The following is a 20660-nucleotide window of genomic DNA, read 5'->3' on the forward strand; positions in this document are numbered from 1 at the left end:
CTTAGCCCATCACGGTCTATGGCAATGCCAGTCTATTAAGATCGATGTATTCCATGTGCCAATCATTACCAACGCCTGAGGCCTGGTGGTTGATTAGCATCAACTGCATGGTGGGCGTCGTTGCCACAAACTGGAGTCGTAGGGGCACTATTTGATGAACGATCGAAAGCGTGTAAATACCGGAAAATACGCCACTGCTGGTCCCCAGCTGAAGTTGCGGGTGAGCGAACGGTGTATTTGAACGGAACATGTTGGATGTCAGCAGATAGGTCGCCCCGGGTGTCAGATCGGTGAAAGTCCTTACCAGCACATTGCCGTTGGATCGGTCGGTATACGTCTGATTATGAAGGGCCCAGTAATTTTGGGCCGGGTGAATGACCCACGCCAGATCGTTTGGCCCTCCGGCCCCTCCCCATACCCAACCCCCGGCGTCCCGATACTGGAAAGACGCGATATGGTACTGGAGACCCTCCTGCACCAAAAAGCTGAAAGGCGGCGAGGTCAAATTGCTGCCATCGACAGTCCTGGCAGTGATGGAATGACCGGTGGGGCTAAACCTGCCAGCGGGCATCGTCCATATACCGTCGCCATTGCTTGTGTAACGCCCCAAAGAACTGATGCCGTCCATGACTTCCACCGACTGATTGGGTTCGGCGCTCCCGCTGATGGCAAACCCGGTGCGGTAATAGGTGCTGCCACCGGGCTGGAGAGAGACTTCGCCCGCCACGATGGAGGTGATGATCGGCGCCTGGGCCCGCCGCAGCACACTGAGATCAAGAGGGCGCGATGTTGCTTGGGCGTCGCCGTGGATTAACAGGTAAGTGATGTTGACTTTCTGCCCCAGATTGGCATTGATAAAGGCCAGGCTCAGCGGGAAATCCGCTTGACCGGTAGCGCTCAAGGGCAGGGGGCTGAAGGTGGGAGAGCCGTCACCGGCGCTACCGCGCACCAGCAATTGCACACGATCGCCCGGGGTAAACCCTGGCACGATCACCCGACCCGTGGCCCCTTCTGGGTTGTCCCTCGGATTCAGTACACCCTTGGGTGCGATCAGCACAAGAGGGGGAGGGCAATCCGGCATACCTTGGCCGATGACGCGGGCCGTGGCGATTCTCGAGTTGGCAATCACTACCCCGTTTCTGGATTGCACATAACTGCCGGTCACCACGCGCCCGGAGATCACCAGGTTGTTGCGTACCTCCAGCGCAAGCGGGCTGGGTTGACCGAACTGTCCGGTAATCGTCCCGTCGACAAAGAAATCAGGACTGGGTGGGCTGCTGTACCTGGCCCTGATGGTGTCGCCGATGGCAAATTGCGGGACAAAGGTTCTGACTAGCATGGTCAGGTTGTTACTGCCCAACCGCTCCAGATCAATGATGGCCGGGTCATCATCGGTCGGGTTATCGAAGAAGATCGGAGCAGGACGACGCACCCCGGCGAGATCGACATCAATCACCACGGGCACCGAAAACGGGTCGGAGGGGTCTGCACCGTTGGTGATCTGGTCATGAACGGTGTAGGTCAAAGTGAACTGCGGATTGTCGCCAGCCTGTTGAAACTGCTGCGCTGTCAACGTGCGCACGATGCAGATTGGCGCAATACCTCCGAACAGCGGTGCCTCGGTCGATAGCACCGTGAAACGAGCGGTCAGGGTGCCCATGCGCAACTCGATGACGTCGTACGCGCGGCAATAGGGGTAGCAGAAACTCACCTCGACACCCAGTGCTGCGCGAGCGGCGTCCAAGCCATTGTCGATGACGTCCTGCGGCAACTTCAGTTGCAGCTCCGAGTGCCCCGGGATGGAATTGATGTCCCTGCTCCCGGGGCGGATGGCGTTGTACAGAATTGCCAGCAACGGGGTGGACCTTTGGGTATTGCCACCGACCCGGGTGACCGTGGTCTCCAGTGTGTTCACAGCGTTCGGGTTGAGTAGCCCATTGGGGATTGTCATCAAGTGCCGGTCATTCTCTGTCCCGGGTTGAACAAACTCCGTGTCGACGATGTTTCCGTTGAGCAGCAGGTCGATGACATCGAACTCTTCCGCGCCAATGATGGGATCGATAACGACATTGGCCCCGTTGGGGGCGTTGTCGTCGTAAATCCGTAGTGGTACCCCGAAATCGCCTCCCACCACCGCACGGGTCCAGCCGGGGATGAGGGGCGGGAAAATCTGCAGGACACTGTTTTCAGGGGCCGCAAGGATACCGCCAACCGCTTCCTGATTCTGCGCCTCGTTCGAGGCGCTGATCCTGCGCGTGTTGCCGACAATGAGAAATTCTTTGGACGGTAATTGCTGCTTACCGCCCTGGGCGTAGGTGCGGGTGAAAAACAGTCGGGCGCTGCCCCCGGCGAGTTGCTGGATGACGGCGTTGGTAATGATGAAATCCAGCGTCGTTTCGGATTTCAGGGTTTGCTTCTGGGTGAGCGACTTGGGCATACCCGTGCAGTCCAGAACCTTCAAGGACATTGTCAGCACGTCGCCGGGGCTAAAGGCCTGGGTGTCGAGGCTGACATTGACCGGTTGGCTCCCCAACTGACTCAAGTGGAGGGTGTTCTGTTCATCGATGCCTGTCACCGTCGGCGGTATCGGCGCAGCGGTGCCGGTCTGGATCATCACCGAAACACCCAGTGAATGATCGGTGGCGTGATTGTCGACTTCATCGCAGAGCGTGTAGTACAGCACGCCCCCGCCATCGCCATTGCTGGTCACCAGCTCCGTTGACAGGGTAAACGTCAGAGGCTGCCCGACCTCGGTGGCTGTTACGGTGTGGGGCAAGGCCCAGTTGCCGACGATCAGCGTGACTACATCGTTTTGTCGCATGCCGTCATAGGGCGCGACATAAACTGTTTCATCCTGTTGGCCGTTCAGGGTGGTCGAGGTGAGCTGCGGCGGGGGCAACAGGTAGTGTCCCGCAGCGTCCGGTTGCGGATCGATGCCACCGGGCAACAGGGTTTTGACCAGTACTTTCAAGGGGCCTGACATTTCAACGTTTACCCTGTAAGTCAGGGTGATAAATCCTTCCGGTATTAACTTTGCCGGGATGTATTTGCTGATGGGCTGGCCGCTGTAATCGTTCTCGACCGGCCACACCAAAACCAGTTGGTTATCGATGTACACCAATACCTTGTCGCCGGGGTGGATGGCGGAGGACGGGATGACAATCCTTAGACCTTGCGCTCCGATCAAGGCTCGATTGACACCAACATCCGCACCGTCGACCGGCGAAATCGCGCCGGGAATTTCAAGTGCTGGGCAAATAAGGCCTCCGACCGCCGGAGCTTGAGAAGTTTCGTACCGATTAGCAATGCTCATGGAAGTCTCCGGCGGGTGGCGATACTGGCTTGTTTGCTCCGGGTTGATTGAATACTCAGCACGGGTGACTGCCAACTGTCAGAACTAACAGGTAAGGGGAGACTTCCGATGAGTGGTTCGTGTTTCTCCCGACAGGAACGGTAAAGGCGCAGGGGCGACCACTCGGCAATCTTCATCAAACTGTCACGTAACTGTGGCAGCGCGCTTGAACAAACTTCATCAGACTCGCGCTCTACTGGGGTTCTGCGTTTCGGTGTTTTTTCATGCGTGTATTCATTTTTCTGGCCGCTCTGTTGTTTGGCCTGCCGTCTTTGGCGGCGTCTCGTTGCGACGTCAATGTTCCAACCGAACATGCCGATCTGGCGCAGGTGAGCTTGGCGTACCAGAGCATCGGCCGTGCTTCCGACCCTGCGTTGTTGCTGGTGATGGGCCTGGGCGGGCAGTTGATTCACTGGCCGGACGAGGTGGTGGTCGCGTTGTGTGAGCAGGGTTTTCGGGTGATTCGTTATGACAATCGCGATGTCGGCCTCTCCACGTGGCGGCAAACGCCTGCCGATGCCAACCTGACCTTCGAAGTGCTGCGCTACAAACTCGGGCTGCCGGTGTCGGCGCCGTACACCCTGACCGACATGGCAGACGATGCCTTTGGCCTGATGGACGCGTTGCACGTCGAGCAGTTCCACGTGTTGGGCGCGAGCATGGGCGGGATGATTGCCCAGCACATGGCCGCAATGGCGCCGCAACGGGTCGAGAGCCTGACCCTGATCATGACCAGTTCCGGGGCCGAAGGCTTGCCGGCGCCGAGTGCGGCGCTGTTGCAGTTGCTCGCCCGTCGTAGCGCGCCAAGTCGTGAAGTGGCGCTGGAACAGCAGGCCGATTTGCTGGCAGCGCTGGGCAGTCCGTCAGTGAGTGATGATCGTCAGGTGCTGCTGCATCAGGCGGCGCTGTCTTATGACCGGGCGTTCAACCCCGAAGGCGTGAAGCGCCAGATCATGGCAATCCTCGCCGAGCGCAGTCGCGTGGCGCTGCTCAACCAACTGCGGGTGCCGACACTGGTGGTTCACGGCACGGCCGATCCGTTGTTGCCGGTGATGCATGGCGTGCACCTGGCGGCGCATATCCGTGGCAGTCAGTTGAAGCTGATTCCGGGGTTGGCGCATCGCTTCCAGGAAGCGTTCAAGGCGCCATTGCTGGCGGCGGTGTTGCCGTATTTGCAGGCGCACCGTGAAGACAGATCGCATTGGGCGCAGATCGATCCGGTGCCGAGCCCCAATCTCCTGTAACCCGCAAACCAAAACTGTGGGAGCAAGCCTGCTCCCACAGTTGGATTTTGCTGTCAGTGAAATCTCACTCGCCAGTTAGACGGTGCAACCCGGTGGATCGAGGTTGTCCAGCAAGCGGTTCACCGCCAGTTCACCCAGCATGACCGATTGCTGAATGCCGAGCAGGGTGTTGCGGTGCGTGCCTTCGACCAACCCCGCAAAATCACTCAGCATCACGCTCGCCGAGGCCAGCGACTCGCAGGCGTTGGCCAGCAGGGTTTCGTTATCGATGTCGGGGGCGATCAGGAAAATGGTGCTGGGTTTGCGTGGAGTGGTTTGGGGGATGACCGGTTTGAGGTAGAAATCGAGGGCGCGGTCGGCGGCTTCGTTGAGCTTTTTGGGATCGGTGGATTCGTAGGGGGAAACGTCGTCGGTTTCCGGGGGATTTGGAGTAATTTTGAACATTGAGGGATATACCTTTAGTAGAGCTACAACCTCTCTCGCTACTAAACGGAAGGGGTGGCAGCTGTGCGCAAGTTAGTAGACCGGTGATTCCCTCAAACCCGGCGCACCCGAGGGTGCCATGCACACAGCCACCATCAAGTACAGGTGAAAACCTGTCTGAATGACGCTTATGCAACCGTCTTGAGGGTTAATCCGGGCTACTAAACCCGATCACTGGGAATCAGTGACACGAACCAAGTTACCGACGGCCCCCCAGGCGCACAAGCCGGCGGATTCTGACGTGGTTGTAGGCGACGGCGCAAGGCGCTGTAGCTTTCAGGAAGTAACCTTAAACGGAACTAAACACGCTCCCCAAAACACCCCAAAACCCTGTGGGAGCGGGCTTGCCCGCGATGGCGGCGTGTCAGTCGCTATCTACTTTTCTGATACACCGCCATCGCGGGCAAGCCCGCTCCCACAGGGATAGTGGAATGGCTGCTACCTCTGTTCCACAGGGATTAGTGGAACGGCTGCCACCTCGGCCCTGTCAGGTGTATCGTTCGAACTTTCCGGCGCGATCCAAGCCTGCGAGGTGAATGATGAGTACCCCCCTGAAAATCGATTTCGTCAGCGACGTGTCCTGCCCGTGGTGTGTCGTCGGCCTCTACGGCCTGACCCGGGCACTGGACGAGCTGCGTGATGAGGTCCAGGCCGAGATCCATTTCCAGCCGTTCGAGCTCAACCCGAAGATGGGGCCTGAGGGGCAGAACATCACCGAACACATCAGCGAAAAATACGGCTCGACCCCGGAACAGTCGCAGAAAAACCGCGAGATGATCCGCGCCCGTGGCGCCGAGGTCGGGTTTGCCTTTCGCACCGACGGCAATAGCCGTATCTACAACACCTTTGATGCCCATCGGCTGCTGCATTGGGCGGGGCTGGAAGGGTTGCAGTTCAATTTGAAGGAAGCGCTGTTCAAGGCGTATTTCACCGATGGCGGCAATCCTTCTGATCATGGTCAGTTGGCGCGGATTGCTGAAAGCGTCGGGCTGGACCGGCAGCGGGCCGAGGCGATTTTGGCTTCGGACGAGTTCGCCAAAGAGGTTCGCGAAGAAGAGCAATTGTGGTTGTCGCGCGGGGTGAGTTCGGTGCCGACGGTGGTGTTCAACGGGCAATACGCGGTCAGCGGCGGGCAGCCGGTGGAGACCTTTGTCGCGGCGATCCGCCAGATCATGAGCGAAGCCAAAGGCGGCACGGTGACCTGACCGTACGAGATCGTTCCCACGCTCTGCGTGGGAATGCAGCCCGTGACGCTCCGCGTCACTGGACGCGGAGCGCCCCTTGAGGCATTCCCACGCAGACGGTTCGACGCCTCGACGTGGGAACGATCAGCGCCAAGGGTCAGCGGACGATTTTGTCGACGTGGATGCCGAGTTTCTTCAAGCGATACCAGAAGCTGCGTTCGGATATCCCGATCAACTGAGCCGCTGCGGCCTGCACGCCATTGCTCTGCGCCAGCGCCGCCAGAATGTAGGCTTTCTCGACCTCGGCCAGCGCCGCGTCCAGATCCGCCGGCACGTTGCCTTCAATGATTGGCGCGCCACTGTTGCCGGGGTTTGAGGCAAACAGATAAGCAGGCAGGTCTTGCTCTTCAATCACCGCGCCACTGGCGACAATCGTTGCCCGTTCCACGCAATTTTGCAGTTCACGAATATTGCCCGGCCACGAATAACTGGCCATCGCCTGCAAGGCTTCGGCGCTGAATCCGGTAAACCGCTTGCCCGCCGCGGCGCCCAGGGTATGCGCAAAATGCCGGGCCAGCGGCGCGATGTCTTCCGCCCGCTCGCGCAGGGCCGGCAGCGGAATCGGGAACACATTGAGGCGGTAATAGAGGTCTTCGCGAAATTCCTTGTTGGCCACCGCGTCCAGCAGGTTTTTGTTGGTCGCGGCAATCACCCGCACATCCACCTTGCGTTCGCGCGTATCGCCCACCGGTTCGATCACCCGTTCCTGCAACGCGCGGAGGATCTTCGCCTGCAAGGCCAACGGCATTTCGCCGATCTCATCGAGAAACAGCGTGCCCTCGTCAGCCTGCATGAAACGCCCGACTCGGTCCGCCACCGCGCCGGTAAAGGCGCCTTTGCGGTGGCCGAACATTTCGCTTTCCAGCAACCCTTCCGGGATGGCCGCGCAGTTCACGGCCACGAACGGCTTGTCGGCACGATTGCCGTGTTTGTGGATCGCCCGTGCAACCATTTCCTTGCCGGTGCCGCTTTCGCCGGTCAGCAGTATCGTCGCGTTGCTGTCGCGCACCGAGTCGATGGCGTGCAGCACCCGCCGGAACGTCGGGCTGTCACCGATCAAACTGTCGATCTGCTGATGCTCGTCGAGTTCGGCGCGCATGCGCTGGTTGTCTTTGAGGATGTCGCGAAATTGCAGGGCTTTGCTGACGGTGATGTCCAGTTCGTCGATGTCGAAAGGCTTGGCGATGTAGTCGAAGGCGCCGTTGCGCATCGACTGCACGGCGTTTTTTACCGTGCTGTAGGCCGTCATGACAATCACCGGCAGCTGTGGGAAACGGCTTTTGATTTCAGCCAGCAATTGCGGACCGTCCATGCCGGGCATGCGCCAGTCACTGATCACCAGGTCGATGTTTTCCGCTTCCAGCACCTTGAGCGCGTGCAAGCCATTGCCGGCGGTGAACACCGTAACGCCGTTCTGACTCAAGGCCGATGCCAGCAGGTCGCAGAGCTTGGGTTCGTCGTCGACCACCAGTACGTTATGTGTCATCGCTGTCCTCGTCGAAGTCTTTCCCATTGGCCGGAATGTACAGCGTGAAGGTGGTTCCGGCATCCTTTTCACTGATGCATTCGATGCGCCCGTCATGGTTTTCCATGATCGAAAATACCTTCGCCAGGCCCAGCCCGGTGCCCGAGGCCTTGGTGGTGACGAACGGTGTGAAAATCCGTTCGAGCATGTCCGGTTCAATGCCCGTGCCGGTGTCCGCCACGCTGATCACGGTGTAGGCGCCCTCACGGCGAATGCCCAGGGTCAGTTGTCCGCCGTCGGGCATGGCGTCGATGGCATTGACGATCAGGTTCAAACCGGCCTGTTTGAGCTGGCGCGCATCGGCGTAAAGGGTTGCGCCGGGGGCCTGGTCGTCGATGTGCACGTCAATGTGATGGCTGGCCAGTTCCGGAGCGCAGAACCCGACCAGTTCATCGACCAACAGTCGAGCCGGTTCGGTCGAGCGCAGGGGCGCGCTGGGTTTGGCGAAGTCGAGGAAATCGGTGATCAGGTCGTTGATCCGGCTGACTTCGCTGACCACGTATTCCAGGTGACGCTTATCGGTCTCGGGCAAATCGGCGCGGCGGTGCAGCAGCTGGGTCGCGGTTTTGATGATGCCCAAGGGGTTACGGATTTCATGGGCCAGGCCCATGGCAACTTCGCCCAGGGCGTGCAGGCGGTCGCGGCGGCGCAGCTGCGATTCGAGGTTTTGCAACTCGCCGAGGCGTTCGCTCATGTGGTTGAAGGTGCTGCTCAGTTCCGCCAGTTCATCGCCGCCGGTCACCGGCAAACGCTGGCGATAATCCCCGGCAATCACCGCTTGTACGCCTTTGGACAAGCCGCGCAACGGTTGGGTCAGGCGTTGCGACACCAGCCAGCCAACGCAGAGAGAGGCGGCCGAACTGAGCAGGAAAATGAGGATGAACAGGTTGCTCTGGTTCACCAGCCCGACCAGGCTGGAGTGGCGCAACAGGCCACTGAAAATCACGCCTTGAAGGTCGCCATTCTCGTTGAAGATCGGCCGATAGATGCCGCTGTAACTGCTGGTGAATTGCTCGGTCGGCTGCTTGGTGGTACGCAGGATCTGCTCGATTTGTTCCGGCACGGCCGCCGGGTGATTTTCGAAACGCTGACTGGAGAAGATCTCCGAAAAATCGTCGCCCTTGGCCAGGTACAGACGCAAGTCCAACGAGTGGACGTCGGAGACGCTGGTCAGGAAGCTGTTGTCGAGGTAGGTGGCAATCACCAGTTTGTAAGCGACGCCGTCCTGCTCGTTCTCGAAGGTCGAGACCACTGCGCCGGTGGCGACACCGCCGATTTGCAGGGTTTGCAACACGGCTTTGGGCGCGGTGCTGATTTGCCGGACGATGTCGTCGGCGGCGGTGCTGAACATCACGGCATGGTCGCTGTTGCGCACCAGGGCAACCACGTCGATGCCCATGGAGTCTGCGATGTCGGTGGTCATGCGGTTGTGGCGCGACGAAAACCCATCAACCTGTGGGTGGGTGTAACGCAGAAACAACTGCGCAACCCTGGCGTTGTCACGCAGGATTTCGCTGATCTCGTCTTCGACGATCTTGGTCGACTCTTGCAGCCAGATGCGCACGTTGCTGTCGAAGATCTGCGACAGGGTAGTGGCCGCGAGTTCGGCGGCGATCATGGTCGGGATCACGCTGACCAGCCAGAAGGCCAGGACCAGTTTACGTTGCAGGCTCCAGCCGGAGAGGGCGAAGGGGCGGGTTTTGGCAGGTCGGTGTTTGGTCATCGGGTTTCGCTTGTCGAAAGCCATGGCGGTTCGGTTCGGTTCGGTTCGAATCGATAAACAGGTTCACTACAGGATATTGGGTGTTGCCTTGGTCAATACAGTAGCCGACATTGCCCCGCCAGTGGCGACCCGTCTACAACCGGGTTCGCCAGGCTGTCAGGCTAACTGCCGATACCCTTCTTGCAGGGGGGGCGGGGCGCAGCGTTGTTGCATGAAACGTTGTGCGATGAAGTCTACGCTCAGTTCGATCACCCGACGGTATTGCAGGTCGACGGTGATCATGTGATAGCAGTCATCCAGCAACACTTTGACCACCGGGCCGCCGAGCTTGCGTTCGACGTAATCGGCGTTCCAGCGACTGGTAATGTCGTCTTCGATGGAGTGCACCACCAACGTAGGCGTGGTGATCGACGGCATGCGTTTTTTCACGACGGCGTTCAGACGATGCAATTCGCGCACAGTAACGCCTTCCATGGTCAGCAAACCCGCCTGGCTGCTTTCGCCTTCTTTCATCTGACGCTCGACGATCGCTCGCAGGCGTTCGTTCTTGATGCCGTAAGGGGGTTTTTCTTCGAAACTGCACAGGTTCACGCCGAACGGTATTCTCATCAGCAACGGCGTGAGGAATGCCAGTTTGTGGATGCTCCAGCCGTCGTAGCGCAGGGTGGTCGAATACAGCATCAACCCTTCGATTTGCCCCGGATGCTCGGCGGCCATGTACATCGACATGACTGCGCCCATGGACAAGCCACCGACGAATACCCGCTCGTGCTTGCGCCGTACACCGACGAACGTGTTGCGGGCGCTCTCGTACCAGTCGCGCCAGCCAGTGGCTTGCAGGTCGGCGTTGCCACCGCAGTGCCCGGCCAGGGTGGGCACGTAGACCGTGTGCCCGGCTTTCGCCAGGCCCATGGCCACCCGACGGAGTTCCGTCGGGGTGCCGGTGAGGCCGTGGATCAACACCACCGCGACCTCCCCTGTGCCGAGAACGAAACCGGCGTTGCCTTCGCCAAGATCGATCTCGTCGTGATTCATCGCTTCATGGCCCGATGCAGCAGACGGTCGAGCAGGGCCAGGCCGAGGTCGATTTCCGGGTAGCTGATTTCCAGCGACGGCGCCAAAGTGATCACGTTTTTGTAGTAACCGCCTACGTCGAGGATCAGGCCCAGGCGCTTGCCGTCGATTTCGATGTCGCCCTTCATGCCTTCGTCGACCATGAAGTCCAGGGTGGCCTTGTCCGGAGTGAAACCATCCGGGCCACAGATTTCGCAGCGCAGCGCCAAGCCCAGGCCGTCGACATCGCCGATGATCGGGTAGCGTTTTTGCAGGTCTTTCAGGCCTTCCAGGAAGTATTTGCCCTTGGCCATCACCATCGCGCCGTAATCGACTTCGCTGGTCATTTTGAACATTTCCAGACCGACCGCGGTGCCCAACGGGTTGGACGCGAAGGTGGAGTGAGTCGAACCTGGCGGGAAGATTTTCGGGTTGATCAGTTCTTCTTTAGCCCAGATGCCGCCCAGTGGGTTCAGGCCGTTGGTCAGCGCTTTACCGAAGACGATCACGTCAGGTTTGACGTCGAAGTGTTCGATCGACCACAGCTTGCCGGTACGCCAGAAGCCCATCTGGATTTCGTCGACGACCATCAAGATGCCGTGCTGATCCAGCACTTGCTTGAGTTCGCTGTAGAAGTTCATCGGCGGGATCACGTAGCCGCCGGTGCCCTGGATTGGCTCGACGTAGAAGGCTGCGTATTCGCACTGGTTGGTTTTCGGGTCCCAGACACCGTTGTATTCGGTCTCGAACAGGCGCGCGAAATTTTTCACGCACTCGCTGCCGTATTCTTCCTTGGTCATGCCTTTCGGGCCGCGGAAGTGGTACGGGAACGGGATGAAGTTGGCGCGCTCACCGAAGTGGCCGTAGCGGCGACGATAGCGGAAGCTGGAGGTGATCGACGAGGCGCCGAGAGTCCGGCCGTGATAACCGCCCTCGAAGGCGAACATCAGGCTTTTGCCGTTGGAAGCGTTACGCACGACTTTCAGCGAGTCTTCGATGGACTGTGAACCGCCGACGTTGAAGTGCACGCGACCGTCGAGGCCGAATTTTTTCTTGGCGTCTACGGCGATCATTTCCGACAGCTCGATCTTGCCTTTGTGCAGGTATTGGCTGGCGATCTGCGGCAGGGTATCGATCTGCTGTTTCAGCGCATTGTTCAGGCGCGGGTTGGCGTAACCGAAGTTAACGGCCGAGTACCACATTTGCAGGTCGAGGTACGCCTGGTCTTCGGTGTCCCAGACGTAGGAGCCTTCGCAACGGCTGAAAATACGCGGCGGATCGATGTAGTGAACGGTGTCGCCGTAGGAGCAGTACTTGGCTTCTTTATCCAGAAGCACCTGGTCTTCGGGAGTAGCAATTCGGATATCAGACATGATTGAAGAGTTCCTGATTGTTTGATGCGTAGTCAGAAGAGGTTTCAAGCGCGAAAGCGGTAGCGTTGGCTGCGCGGCCGGCCGGCAGTTGGGCCAGCAGGGCCGGAATCTCGGCGAAGCTGTCGAAGCGGGCGAAGGCGATGCCGTTGCGCTCGCAGTGTTCGGCCAGGCGATCCTTGGCGAACACGAAGTCAGCGGAGGAGGCCACGCACATGTCGGACTGACCGTCGCCGATCACCAACACGCGTTTGGTCTTGGGCGTGGACTTGCATTTGCAGTTGCCGGAAGCGGCGCGGCAGGCGTCGCTGGAGTACGGAAAGTCGATGCGCCAGCTATCGTGATCGAGTTGACGCAAGCGGTTGGCGAGGATCGGCAACAAGGTCACGTAGTTGCGCGCGAGGATCCGCGCAATACCTTGTTCGATGCCGTCGCTGACCACTTCCAGGGACGCGCCGAGGCCGATCACGTGATCGACGAAGTCAGGGAAGTCCGGGTCGATTTCTATCGTGTCGAAGAAGGCGAGCAGTTCGGTCGGCGTGGCCTTGACCAGCGAGAGCTGGCGGCTAAGGCATTCACGGGAACCAATGTCACCTTGCAGCCACTCATCTTCGATCGCTTCCCAACTGGGGTCGGCGAAACGCTGGAGGATGCTGTCGATCACGTCGGTGCGGGTGATGGTCCCGTCAAAATCACAAACGATATGCCAATCATTCATCTGCATTACCTATTGAGCAGGGCGCGCTGTTTGCGCTTGCCAAGGGGTAGAGCAGGGACTGTGCCAACCCTGTTCGGGCCAGTATTACCGGGGTTTTGGCAGGGGGATGGGTGAGGCAAGCTACAATTTTTGTAGCTTGCTACAAACAACATGAGTGCTTGCGCATAACGGGCAAACCGAGGATTGATGCGCGCATGTTCAGATAAGGAATGCCTCATGGTGAGGATTACAGTTGTTCTATTCGCGGCGCTGACGTGCCTGTCGGCCCAGGTGATGGCCGATGGCATCAAGGGTGAAGCGGGTTTGGGCCTGAGTTATCAGCCTCACGACCCGACCGGCAGCCGCTATGAAACCCGGCCGGTGCCGTATCTGGATCTGGATTGGGGTGATGTCAGCCTCAGCACTGATGACGGGTTGACCTGGAGTGCCTTGAAGACCAATGGATTCAGCGCCGGGCCGTTTCTGAATTACCTGCCGGGGCGCACCGCCAACGGCGATTTGCAGGGCTTGCACGACGTGCCGGACATGGGTGTCGTCGGTGGTTTCGTGCAGTACGCGCCGGCTGATTTCTGGCGGGTGTTTGCCACGGTGGGCGAAGCCATCGGCGGGCCGGATGGGGTGGTTGGGCGCTTGGGTGGCGAGATTGGTTACCCGCTGGGTGGCGGCGTGATCGGCAGCACTAACCTGACCGCGCACTATGCCGATGCCCAGCAGAATCAGGCGTTTTACGGCGTCGGCGCCCACGCGTCGCGGGCCTCGGGCATTGCCCGTTACAACGCCAGTGGCGGTTTTCAGAATGTCGCTCTGACCCAGAGCTTCGAGTTTCCTTTAACCCCGAAGTGGTCGCTGGTGACCAGCGCCAGTTGGATTCACCTGACCGGCTCGGCGGCGGACAGCAGCATCGTCAAAGCGGTCGGCGATACCAATCAGGGTGAGGTGCAGGCGGCATTGGCCTACAAATTCAACTAACCCACTGCCCTCCTTGTAGGAGCTGTCGAGTGAAACGAGGCTGCGATCTTTTGATCTTGTTTTTTAGAAGCAAAGTCAAAAGATTGCAGCCTCGTTTCACTCGACAGCTCCTACAGGAATCTGTTTCAGGCTTCGCCCTCGGCCAACAACGCAATCCCGCCAATAATCACCGCCACGCCCACCCAGTGCAGCAGGCTGATCTGTTCGCCAAGCCCCAGCCACGAACCCAACAACACCCCGACAAACACCAATGAGCTGAGCGGAAACGCCAGGGACAGACTGCTGCGGCGCAAAATCAGCATCCACACAAAGAACGCGCCGATGCCGCAACCCACCGCAAACAGTACGCCGGGATCGACCACGACCGACTGCAACCATTGCAAGGTGAAGGTCATTTGGCCGATTTGATCACCGCCCACCTTCGTCGCGATTTGCCCGGCACTTTCCAGAAGAATCAACAGCGCCCAAAGCACAACAGTGCCGAATCGCCCGTGCAGCCAATCCATCGAGAGGTTCCTTTTGCTGATCAATTGAGCGTCAGGCATGGCCGGCACACACGAGCATCACGCCCACCGTAATCACCAGGGTTGCGAGCCAGCGTCGGCGGCTGACGGTTTCACCGAGCACCACTTTGCCCGCCAGCACCACGCCGCAATAGGCCAGGGCGCCGGCGGGGAACAACAGGCTCAGAGGCGCTCGGGACAAGGCTTCGAGCCAGACGAAAAACTCCAGCGCATAAGCGCCGATACCGGCCCACAGCAACGGAGCGTTGAACACTTGGCCCCAGAATGCATTCAGCCGGAAACCGCCTTCCAGTTCTGGCAGTCGGTCCAGGCCGAGCTTGAAGCAGAGCTGGCCGATAACGTCCAGCACGATGGAAAAGGCGACCAGCAGCACGACGGTCAGCGTCAGGTCGGGATCTAGGAAGGTCACGGTCAGGATTCACCCTTTGGCGGGCGCTCTCAGACACCGGGTTCATCACACATGAAGGCCGGCCGAGAGGGCTTTGGGGGTAAATGCAAGGGCCGGGCCAGCGGCCTGTTCAGGCAACACTGAAGATCCCCTGAGGGAGCGAGGTCAGGCGTGAAGGCGAACCCAGACCGACACGAGCACGGTCGCGGCGATCAACCAGCCTACGGCCGCTACCGCCAACGAAGCCTCCAGCCGCATCCGGTCCACCATCACGTACAACGTCGCCAAATAGACGAAGTACGGGATGATCGACCACATGCCAAACACAATGGTGGTCTTCAAGTCATCGACCGAACGTCCCTTGCCGACGATGTAATGCGCGATCAATGCAAAGGTCGGAAACAGCGGCACCAGGCCTGCGATGTAATAGTTTTTGGTCTTGGCCAGGGCGGCGAGGATCAGCACTACACCCGCACCCAGAGCAGCCTTGAGAATCAAATCCATCAGTGACTCAGCCCGTATTTTTTAACTTTATCGAACAGTGTGGTCTTGGCCATTCCCAGTTCCAGGCTGGCCTGGGTCAGGTTGCCGCCGCTGCGCTGTAATGCATCGCTGAGAAGATTACGTTCAAACGCTTCCACCGCTTCAGCGAAGGCCAGGCCCTGATTGCTGCCGCTGGCACCGGACTTCTTGAAGGCTGGCAGGCCCAGGGCAAAGCGCTCGGCGACGTTGCGCAATTCCCGCACGTTGCCCGGCCAGTCATGGCTCATCAGGTTCGACAGCGTCTGGTTGTCCAGCTCCGGCACCGCGCGGTCGAAGCGCAGGGACGACTGCTGCAGGAAGTGCTCGAACAGTTGCAGGATGTCCTCGCGACGTTCACGCAAGGGCGGCAGTTCGAGGGTCACCACGTTCAGGCGGTAATACAGGTCGCTGCGGAACTCGCCTGCCTTGCTTGATTGGTCCAGGTCGGACTTGGTCGCCGCAATCACCCGGCAATCCACCGCCACGCTCTGGTTCGAACCGAGGCGTTCGAGGGTGCGTTCCTGCAACACCCGCAGCAGTTTGATCTGCAAGGGCAGGGGCATGCTTTCCACTTCGTCGAGGAACAGCGTGCCGCCGTCGGCGTGTTCGATCTTGCCGATCCGCCGTTTGCCGGCACCGGTGAAGGCGTTGGCTTCATGGCCGAAGATTTCGCTTTCGAACAGGTTCTCCGGCAAGCCGCCGCAATTGAGCGCAACGAACTGCTTGGTGTGACGACGACTGAAGTCATGCAGGCAACGCGCAACCAATTCCTTGCCGGTGCCGGTCTCGCCCTCGATCAGCACGTTGGCCGACGTATCGGCGACGTTGGCGATCAGTTCCCGCAGGTTCTGCATGGCGGGCGAACGGCCGATGATCCGGCCTTCCAGGGAATCGCGCTCCGCCAGTTGCCGACGCAACGACGTCACTTCCCGCGCCAGGCTGCGTTGCTCCAGTGCGCGGCGCGCCACATCCACCAAGCGTTCCGGGGAGAAGGGTTTCTCCATGAAGTCATAGGCGCCTTTCTGCATCGCGCCCACCGCCATCGAGATGTCGCCGTGGCCGGTGATCAGCACCACCGGCAGACTGCGATCACGGGCCTTGAGCCGGGTCAGCAGTTCCAGGCCGTCGATGCCCGGCAGGCGGATGTCGCTGATGACGATGCCGGCAAAGTCATCGCCGACCCGCTCCAGCGCTTCTTCGGCGCTGCCCACGCCCACGCAGGGAATGTCTTCCAGGGTCAGCGCCTGTTGGCAGCCGAGCAGCACATGGGGGTCGTCTTCGACGATCAGCACACTAAGGTCGTTGTTCATATTGGCTCGGCGGGAGTGGGGCTTACCAACGGTAAACTGAGGACGAAGGTGGTACCACCGCTGGCCGGGTGTTCGACACCCAGGTGCCCGCCAGTGGCGGCGGCCAGGCTGGCGGACAGGGTCAGGCCGAGGCCCAGGCCCTGTTCGCCGGGCTTGGTGGTAAAGAACGGTTCGAACAAATGCTTGCGCGCTTCGGCGTCGATACCGTGGCCGTTGTCGCGAACGCGCAGACGGTATTTACCATCGAATGCTTCGCCTTCCAGCCACAACTCAGGCAGCGGTTGGGCCTGCATGGCGTCGAGGGCGTTGCCGATCAGGTTGACCAGAATCTGCTCCAGGCGAGTCTGGTCGATGCACACCTGCACATCGTCGAATTGGCGATGCACTTGCACCGGGGCACTTTCCATGCGGCCGCCGAGCAGTTGCAGCGCCGCGTCCACCGCTTTGCCCAGGCAAGCCTGGCCCTTGTCGTCGCCACGGCGGGCAAAGGAACGCAGGCTGGCGGTGATCCGGCCCATGCGGTCGATCAATTCGTTGATGGTCTTGAGGTTGGTGCTGGCGACGTCCAGTTGACCGCGCTCCAGAAAGCGCACCGTGTTGCCGGACAACGTGCGCAGCGCCGCCAGCGGCTGATTCAATTCGTGGGCGATGCTGGTCGACATCTGGCCGATGGCCGCGAGTTTTCCTGCCTGAACCAGTTCATCCTGGGCGCGGCGCAGCGTCTCTTCGGCCAGTCGCCGTTCGCGGATCTGGCTCTTGAGCCGTTCGTTGCTGGCGCGCAGGTCGGTGGTGCGTTCGGTAATCCGACGCTCCAGTTGATTGTTGGCTTCCTGCAAGGCTTCTCGGGCCGCGAGACGGGTGGCGATGACTTTGCGCCGCTCGTTCCAGGCGATCAGCAGGAAGGCCACGAGGGCAAACGCGACCGCCACCAGAATCCCCTGATTGATCGCTTCGCGGCGCAAATCCTGGAGCGGCGTGAGCAGGGTGAAATTCCACGGGGTGTCGCTCAAGGGGCGGGTTTGCGAAAGGTAGCTGATGTCCTCTTGGTCGGATTCCACTTCGCTATTGGCAGGGAAGGTCAGTTTTTCCTCGCCTTCGGCCAGTTTTTCCCGGGCCAGCGGTTGCAGTTCGTTCAGCGGGAACCAGTAGTACTGAAGGCTGCGGGCGAGTTTTTCCTTGGTTTCGTCGCTCAACGGGACAACTGACTTGAGACGCCGGGCCGGATCGCTGGAGAGAATGATGATGCCGTTCTCGTCACTGACGAAGGCTTCCAGGCGTGCGCGCTGCCAGCGTTCTTCCATGGCTTCGAGGCGGACTTTGACCACCGCGACGCCGATGATCTTGCCGTGTTCTTCCAGGCCGTGGGCCAGGTAGTAACCGGGTTCGCCGCTGGTGCTGCCGATGCCGTAGAAGCGTCCCGGCTGACCGCGCACGGCGTTCTGGAAATAGGCGCGAAAGGACAGGTCTTCACCCAGGTAACTGTCGACATCGCGCCAGTTGCTGGTGGCCATCACGCGGCCGGTGGTGTCCATCACATAGATGGCCCGACTGCGGCTGCGCCGGTTCAGGCCTTCAAGGTAATCATTGACCGTTTGCCGGTGTTCCGGCGTCGGGTCGGCCAGCAGCGTTGAAACACTGGATTCGAGTTCCAGCAGGCTGGGCAGGTAGGTGTATTTGCTGATCTCGCTCTCGACGGCGCGGGCGTGCAGTTCGAGCTGACGCTGACCGTTTTCGCTGAGGCTACGGATCCCGTAGTGCTCACTGACCCAGAAGCCGATGTAACCCAGTCCGTTCATCAGGGCGATGATCAGCGGCGGCAGGAACAACTGGCGAATCAGACGGGGTTTCACGGCGAGTGATGGCGGCGCTGCGCGATAGAGAGTGGGGTCGCATTTCATCACAGATGCCTTGGGTCAACCACAACACTTGCTGGTGAATCGTCGCCGATCCTTGTGGGAGTGAGCCTGCTCGCGATGAGGCCATTGCAGTCAACATCGTTGTTGAATGTCAGTGCGCTATCGCGAGCAGGCTCGCTCCCACAGGGGATTGGTGTGACTTGGAGCCTGGTGCTTAGTGCTGCAGAATCTTGTTGAGGAAATGCTGTGTACGTTCGGCACGGGCGGTGATATCGCCGAAGAACTCTTCTTTCTTGCAGTCTTCGATGATTTTGCCTGCATCCATGAAGATCACCCGGTCGGCCACTTTACGGGCGAAGCCCATTTCGTGGGTTACGCACATCATGGTCATGCCTTCGTGGGCCAGTTGCACCATCACGTCGAGCACTTCGTTGACCATTTCCGGGTCCAGCGCCGAGGTCGGTTCGTCGAACAGCATGACGATCGGGTCCATCGCCAGCGCACGGGCAATTGCCACGCGCTGCTGCTGACCACCGGAAAGCTGGCCCGGATGCTTGTGCGCATGGGCAGACAGCCCGACGCGCTCAAGCAGTTGCAGGCCTTTCTTGGTGGCTTCTTCCTTGCTGCGGCCCAACACCTTGATCTGCGCGATGGTCAGGTTTTCGGTGATGGTCAGGTGCGGGAACAGTTCGAAATGCTGGAACACCATGCCCACGCGCGAGCGCAGTTTCGGCAGGTTGGTCTTCGGGTCGGCGATGGAGGTGCCGTCGACCACGATGTCACCTTTCTGGAACGGTTCCAGGGCGTTGACGCACTTGATCAGCGTGGATTTACCGGAGCCGGACGGCCCGCACACCACAATCACTTCGCCTTTTTTGACCTCGGTGCTGCAATCAGTCAGTACCTGGAAGTCCCCATACCACTTGTTGACGTTCTTGATAGAGATCATACGGCGAACCTTTTTTGCAGACGCTTGACCAGCTGCGAGGCGGCAAAGCTGATGATGAAGTATGTGAAACCGGCGAAAATCAGGAACTCATTGGAGCGGCCGATGATGTCGCCACTGGCACGCGAAGCATTGAGGAAGTCCACCAGGCCGACCGCATAGACCAGCGAAGTGTCCTGGAACAGGATGATGCTCTGTTGCAGCAGCAGCGGGGTCATCTTGCGGAACGCTTGCGGCAGGATGATCAAACGCATCATCTGGCCATAGGTCATGCCCAGTGCCTGGGCGGCACCCATCTGACCCTTGGGAATCGACTGCACGCCGGCCCGGACGATTTCGCAAAAGTACGCCGCTTCGAACATCATGAAAGCCACGATGCAAGACGCGAACGCGCCGATCGGGGTGTCTTCGCCGGTGATCCAGCGCAGCACGAACGGCACCGCCAGGTAGAACCAGGTGATGACCAGCAGCAGCGGGATCGAACGGAAGTAGTTGACGTAGGCGCCGGCAAGGTTCGACAGCAGTTTGCTGTGGGACAGACGGCACAGCGCCAGGATGGTGCCGAGGATGATCCCGCCGATCACGCCCATGGCCATCAGCTGCAGGGTCATGACCATGCCGTTCCATAAACCCGGCAGGGACGGGATGATGCCCGAGAAGTCGAATTCCATCATTTACCCCCTACGGAGATCAGGCCTGGTACGGCGACTTTCTTCTCGACCAGACGCATCAGCAGCATCAGGCTCATGTTCAGGGTGAAATAGATCAGGGTCGCCAGGGTGAACGCCTCGAACAGGTTGGCAGAGAACTCGGCGGTCTGTTTGGTCTGCGCGAGCAACTCCATCAGGCCGATCAGCGAGGCCACGGACGTGTTCTTGAACACGTTGAGGAATTCCGAGGTGAGCGGCGGAATGATGATCCGGTAGGCCTGGGGCAGCAGCACGTTCCAGTAGATCTGCGGCAGCTTGAAACCCATGGCACGAGCCGCGGATTCCTGGCCTTTGGGCAGGGCCTGGATACCGGTGCGCACTTGTTCACAAACGCGAGCAGTGGTGAACAGGCCCAGGCAGACGACGACGCTGAGGAAAGCCGAAGTGGTCGGGTTGAGGTCCTGTTTGTACCAGTCCTGCAGGTTTTGCGGCAGCAGATCGGGTACCAGGAAGTACCAGATGAACAGCTGAACCAGCAGCGGCACGTTACGGAAGAGTTCGACGTAGCAGGTCGCGATGCCCGATACGATGCGATTCGGCACGGTGCGCATGACGCCCAGAACCGAGCCCAGTGTCAGGGCAATGATCCAGGCCACGATGGCGATGGCGATGGTCCAGCCCAAACCGGAGATGTACCAGTCGAGATACGTCTCGCTGCCCACGCCGGTGGACTTGAAGAACACGCCCCAGTCCCAGTTGTAATTCATTAGGGTCTCCCCTCAG

The 20660-nt window shown here is 59.8% G+C and carries 18 protein-coding genes; 3 read left to right on the forward strand and 15 right to left on the reverse strand.

Translation table 11 applies throughout. The features are described from left to right. Positions 1–16: 16 nt before the first annotated feature. Positions 17–3313: a hypothetical protein gene (locus BLQ41_RS11110; RefSeq protein WP_090180633.1), complete on the reverse strand. Its 3297-nt coding sequence runs from the start codon at positions 3311–3313 to the stop codon at positions 17–19. Between the two features lie 263 nt (positions 3314–3576). Between BLQ41_RS11110 and BLQ41_RS11115 the strand changes: the two genes are divergently transcribed. After that, a complete protein-coding gene (locus BLQ41_RS11115; protein WP_090180635.1) occupies positions 3577–4596 on the forward strand; it encodes an alpha/beta fold hydrolase in 1020 nt (339 codons plus the stop codon). 75 nt (positions 4597–4671) lie between these two features. Here the strand turns inward: BLQ41_RS11115 and BLQ41_RS11120 are convergent, their stop codons facing one another. Then, positions 4672–5040 (reverse strand): DUF6124 family protein, encoded by a 369-nt coding sequence (locus BLQ41_RS11120; RefSeq protein ID WP_090180637.1) that lies wholly within the window; start codon positions 5038–5040, stop codon positions 4672–4674. Between the two features lie 578 nt (positions 5041–5618). Between BLQ41_RS11120 and BLQ41_RS11125 the strand changes: the two genes are divergently transcribed. Further along, the gene (locus BLQ41_RS11125) at positions 5619–6284 is read left to right on the forward strand and encodes a DsbA family oxidoreductase (protein WP_090188482.1); all 666 of its coding nucleotides are present in this window, start codon (positions 5619–5621) and stop codon (positions 6282–6284) included. Between the two features lie 136 nt (positions 6285–6420). Here BLQ41_RS11125 and BLQ41_RS11130 read toward each other — a convergent pair whose 3' ends face one another. The 5 genes from BLQ41_RS11130 to BLQ41_RS11150 form a co-directional block, all read right to left on the reverse strand. Then, positions 6421–7809 carry a sigma-54-dependent transcriptional regulator gene (locus BLQ41_RS11130; protein WP_090180640.1) on the reverse strand — a complete coding sequence of 463 codons (1389 nt, stop codon included), beginning with the start codon at positions 7807–7809 and terminating at the stop codon, positions 6421–6423. Beyond that, positions 7799–9571 carry a sensor histidine kinase gene (locus BLQ41_RS11135; RefSeq protein WP_090188485.1) on the reverse strand — a complete coding sequence of 591 codons (1773 nt, stop codon included), beginning with the start codon at positions 9569–9571 and terminating at the stop codon, positions 7799–7801. The genes BLQ41_RS11130 and BLQ41_RS11135 overlap by 11 nt, the downstream gene beginning before the upstream one ends. Positions 9572–9727: 156 nt before the next feature. After that, a complete protein-coding gene (locus tag BLQ41_RS11140; protein WP_090180642.1) occupies positions 9728–10606 on the reverse strand; it encodes an alpha/beta hydrolase in 879 nt (292 codons plus the stop codon). Further along, positions 10603–11997, reverse strand: a complete 1395-nt coding sequence (locus tag BLQ41_RS11145; protein WP_090180647.1) for an aspartate aminotransferase family protein — start codon at positions 11995–11997, stop codon at positions 10603–10605. The genes BLQ41_RS11140 and BLQ41_RS11145 overlap by 4 nt, the downstream gene beginning before the upstream one ends. Next, positions 11990–12712, reverse strand: coding sequence for an MtnX-like HAD-IB family phosphatase (locus tag BLQ41_RS11150; RefSeq protein ID WP_090180650.1), 723 nt, complete (start codon positions 12710–12712; stop codon positions 11990–11992). The genes BLQ41_RS11145 and BLQ41_RS11150 overlap by 8 nt, the downstream gene beginning before the upstream one ends. Positions 12713–12928: 216 nt before the next feature. Here BLQ41_RS11150 and BLQ41_RS11155 point away from each other — a divergent pair, with 216 nt between their 5' ends. Then, positions 12929–13681 carry a MipA/OmpV family protein gene (locus BLQ41_RS11155; RefSeq protein ID WP_090180653.1) on the forward strand — a complete coding sequence of 251 codons (753 nt, stop codon included), beginning with the start codon at positions 12929–12931 and terminating at the stop codon, positions 13679–13681. A gap of 125 nt (positions 13682–13806) precedes the next feature. Here BLQ41_RS11155 and BLQ41_RS11160 read toward each other — a convergent pair whose 3' ends face one another. From BLQ41_RS11160 to BLQ41_RS11195, 8 genes are all read right to left on the reverse strand, one after another. After that, positions 13807–14187: a DMT family transporter gene (locus tag BLQ41_RS11160; RefSeq protein ID WP_090180656.1), complete on the reverse strand. Its 381-nt coding sequence runs from the start codon at positions 14185–14187 to the stop codon at positions 13807–13809. Positions 14188–14218: 31 nt separating this feature from the next. Next, a complete protein-coding gene (locus BLQ41_RS11165) occupies positions 14219–14593 on the reverse strand; it encodes a DMT family transporter (protein WP_090188490.1) in 375 nt (124 codons plus the stop codon). A 165-nt stretch (positions 14594–14758) separates the two neighbouring features. Further along, positions 14759–15088, reverse strand: coding sequence for a GlpM family protein (locus BLQ41_RS11170; protein WP_197678944.1), 330 nt, complete (start codon positions 15086–15088; stop codon positions 14759–14761). Positions 15089–15096: 8 nt separating this feature from the next. Beyond that, positions 15097–16425, reverse strand: coding sequence for a two-component response regulator AauR (aauR, locus tag BLQ41_RS11175; protein WP_090180660.1), 1329 nt, complete (start codon positions 16423–16425; stop codon positions 15097–15099). Beyond that, positions 16422–18323 (reverse strand): two-component sensor histidine kinase AauS, encoded by a 1902-nt coding sequence (aauS, locus tag BLQ41_RS11180; protein ID WP_090180663.1) that lies wholly within the window; start codon positions 18321–18323, stop codon positions 16422–16424. The genes aauR and aauS overlap by 4 nt, the downstream gene beginning before the upstream one ends. Positions 18324–18495: 172 nt before the next feature. Continuing rightward, the gene (locus BLQ41_RS11185) at positions 18496–19230 is read right to left on the reverse strand and encodes an amino acid ABC transporter ATP-binding protein (RefSeq protein WP_090180665.1); all 735 of its coding nucleotides are present in this window, start codon (positions 19228–19230) and stop codon (positions 18496–18498) included. Next, positions 19227–19898 (reverse strand): amino acid ABC transporter permease, encoded by a 672-nt coding sequence (locus tag BLQ41_RS11190; RefSeq protein WP_090180668.1) that lies wholly within the window; start codon positions 19896–19898, stop codon positions 19227–19229. Before BLQ41_RS11190 ends, BLQ41_RS11185 begins: the two co-directional genes overlap by 4 nt. Then, positions 19898–20644 carry an amino acid ABC transporter permease gene (locus BLQ41_RS11195; RefSeq protein WP_090180671.1) on the reverse strand — a complete coding sequence of 249 codons (747 nt, stop codon included), beginning with the start codon at positions 20642–20644 and terminating at the stop codon, positions 19898–19900. The genes BLQ41_RS11190 and BLQ41_RS11195 overlap by 1 nt, the downstream gene beginning before the upstream one ends. Between the last annotated feature and the right edge of the window lie 16 nt (positions 20645–20660).

The organism is Pseudomonas arsenicoxydans, from assembly GCF_900103875.1.
In the GTDB taxonomy this organism is placed as follows: Bacteria; Pseudomonadota; Gammaproteobacteria; order Pseudomonadales; family Pseudomonadaceae; genus Aquipseudomonas; species Aquipseudomonas arsenicoxydans.

Excerpts from the sequence above, each read along its gene's own strand:
- BLQ41_RS11110 (WP_090180633.1), bottom strand. The coding sequence starts at position 3,313 with ATGAGCATTGCTAATCGGTACGAAACTTCTCAAGCTCCGGCGGTCGGA.
- BLQ41_RS11115 (WP_090180635.1), top strand. The coding sequence starts at position 3,577 with ATGCGTGTATTCATTTTTCTGGCCGCTCTGTTGTTTGGCCTGCCGTCT.
- BLQ41_RS11120 (WP_090180637.1), bottom strand. The coding sequence starts at position 5,040 with ATGTTCAAAATTACTCCAAATCCCCCGGAAACCGACGACGTTTCCCCC.
- BLQ41_RS11125 (WP_090188482.1), top strand. The coding sequence starts at position 5,619 with ATGAGTACCCCCCTGAAAATCGATTTCGTCAGCGACGTGTCCTGCCCG.
- BLQ41_RS11130 (WP_090180640.1), bottom strand. The coding sequence starts at position 7,809 with ATGACACATAACGTACTGGTGGTCGACGACGAACCCAAGCTCTGCGAC.
- BLQ41_RS11135 (WP_090188485.1), bottom strand. The coding sequence starts at position 9,571 with ATGACCAAACACCGACCTGCCAAAACCCGCCCCTTCGCCCTCTCCGGC.
- BLQ41_RS11140 (WP_090180642.1), bottom strand. The coding sequence starts at position 10,606 with ATGAATCACGACGAGATCGATCTTGGCGAAGGCAACGCCGGTTTCGTT.
- BLQ41_RS11145 (WP_090180647.1), bottom strand. The coding sequence starts at position 11,997 with ATGTCTGATATCCGAATTGCTACTCCCGAAGACCAGGTGCTTCTGGAT.
- BLQ41_RS11150 (WP_090180650.1), bottom strand. The coding sequence starts at position 12,712 with ATGAATGATTGGCATATCGTTTGTGATTTTGACGGGACCATCACCCGC.
- BLQ41_RS11155 (WP_090180653.1), top strand. The coding sequence starts at position 12,929 with ATGGTGAGGATTACAGTTGTTCTATTCGCGGCGCTGACGTGCCTGTCG.
- BLQ41_RS11160 (WP_090180656.1), bottom strand. The coding sequence starts at position 14,187 with ATGGATTGGCTGCACGGGCGATTCGGCACTGTTGTGCTTTGGGCGCTG.
- aauR (WP_090180660.1), bottom strand. The coding sequence starts at position 16,425 with ATGAACAACGACCTTAGTGTGCTGATCGTCGAAGACGACCCCCATGTG.
- aauS (WP_090180663.1), bottom strand. The coding sequence starts at position 18,323 with ATGAAATGCGACCCCACTCTCTATCGCGCAGCGCCGCCATCACTCGCC.
- BLQ41_RS11185 (WP_090180665.1), bottom strand. The coding sequence starts at position 19,230 with ATGATCTCTATCAAGAACGTCAACAAGTGGTATGGGGACTTCCAGGTA.
- BLQ41_RS11190 (WP_090180668.1), bottom strand. The coding sequence starts at position 19,898 with ATGGAATTCGACTTCTCGGGCATCATCCCGTCCCTGCCGGGTTTATGG.
- BLQ41_RS11195 (WP_090180671.1), bottom strand. The coding sequence starts at position 20,644 with ATGAATTACAACTGGGACTGGGGCGTGTTCTTCAAGTCCACCGGCGTG.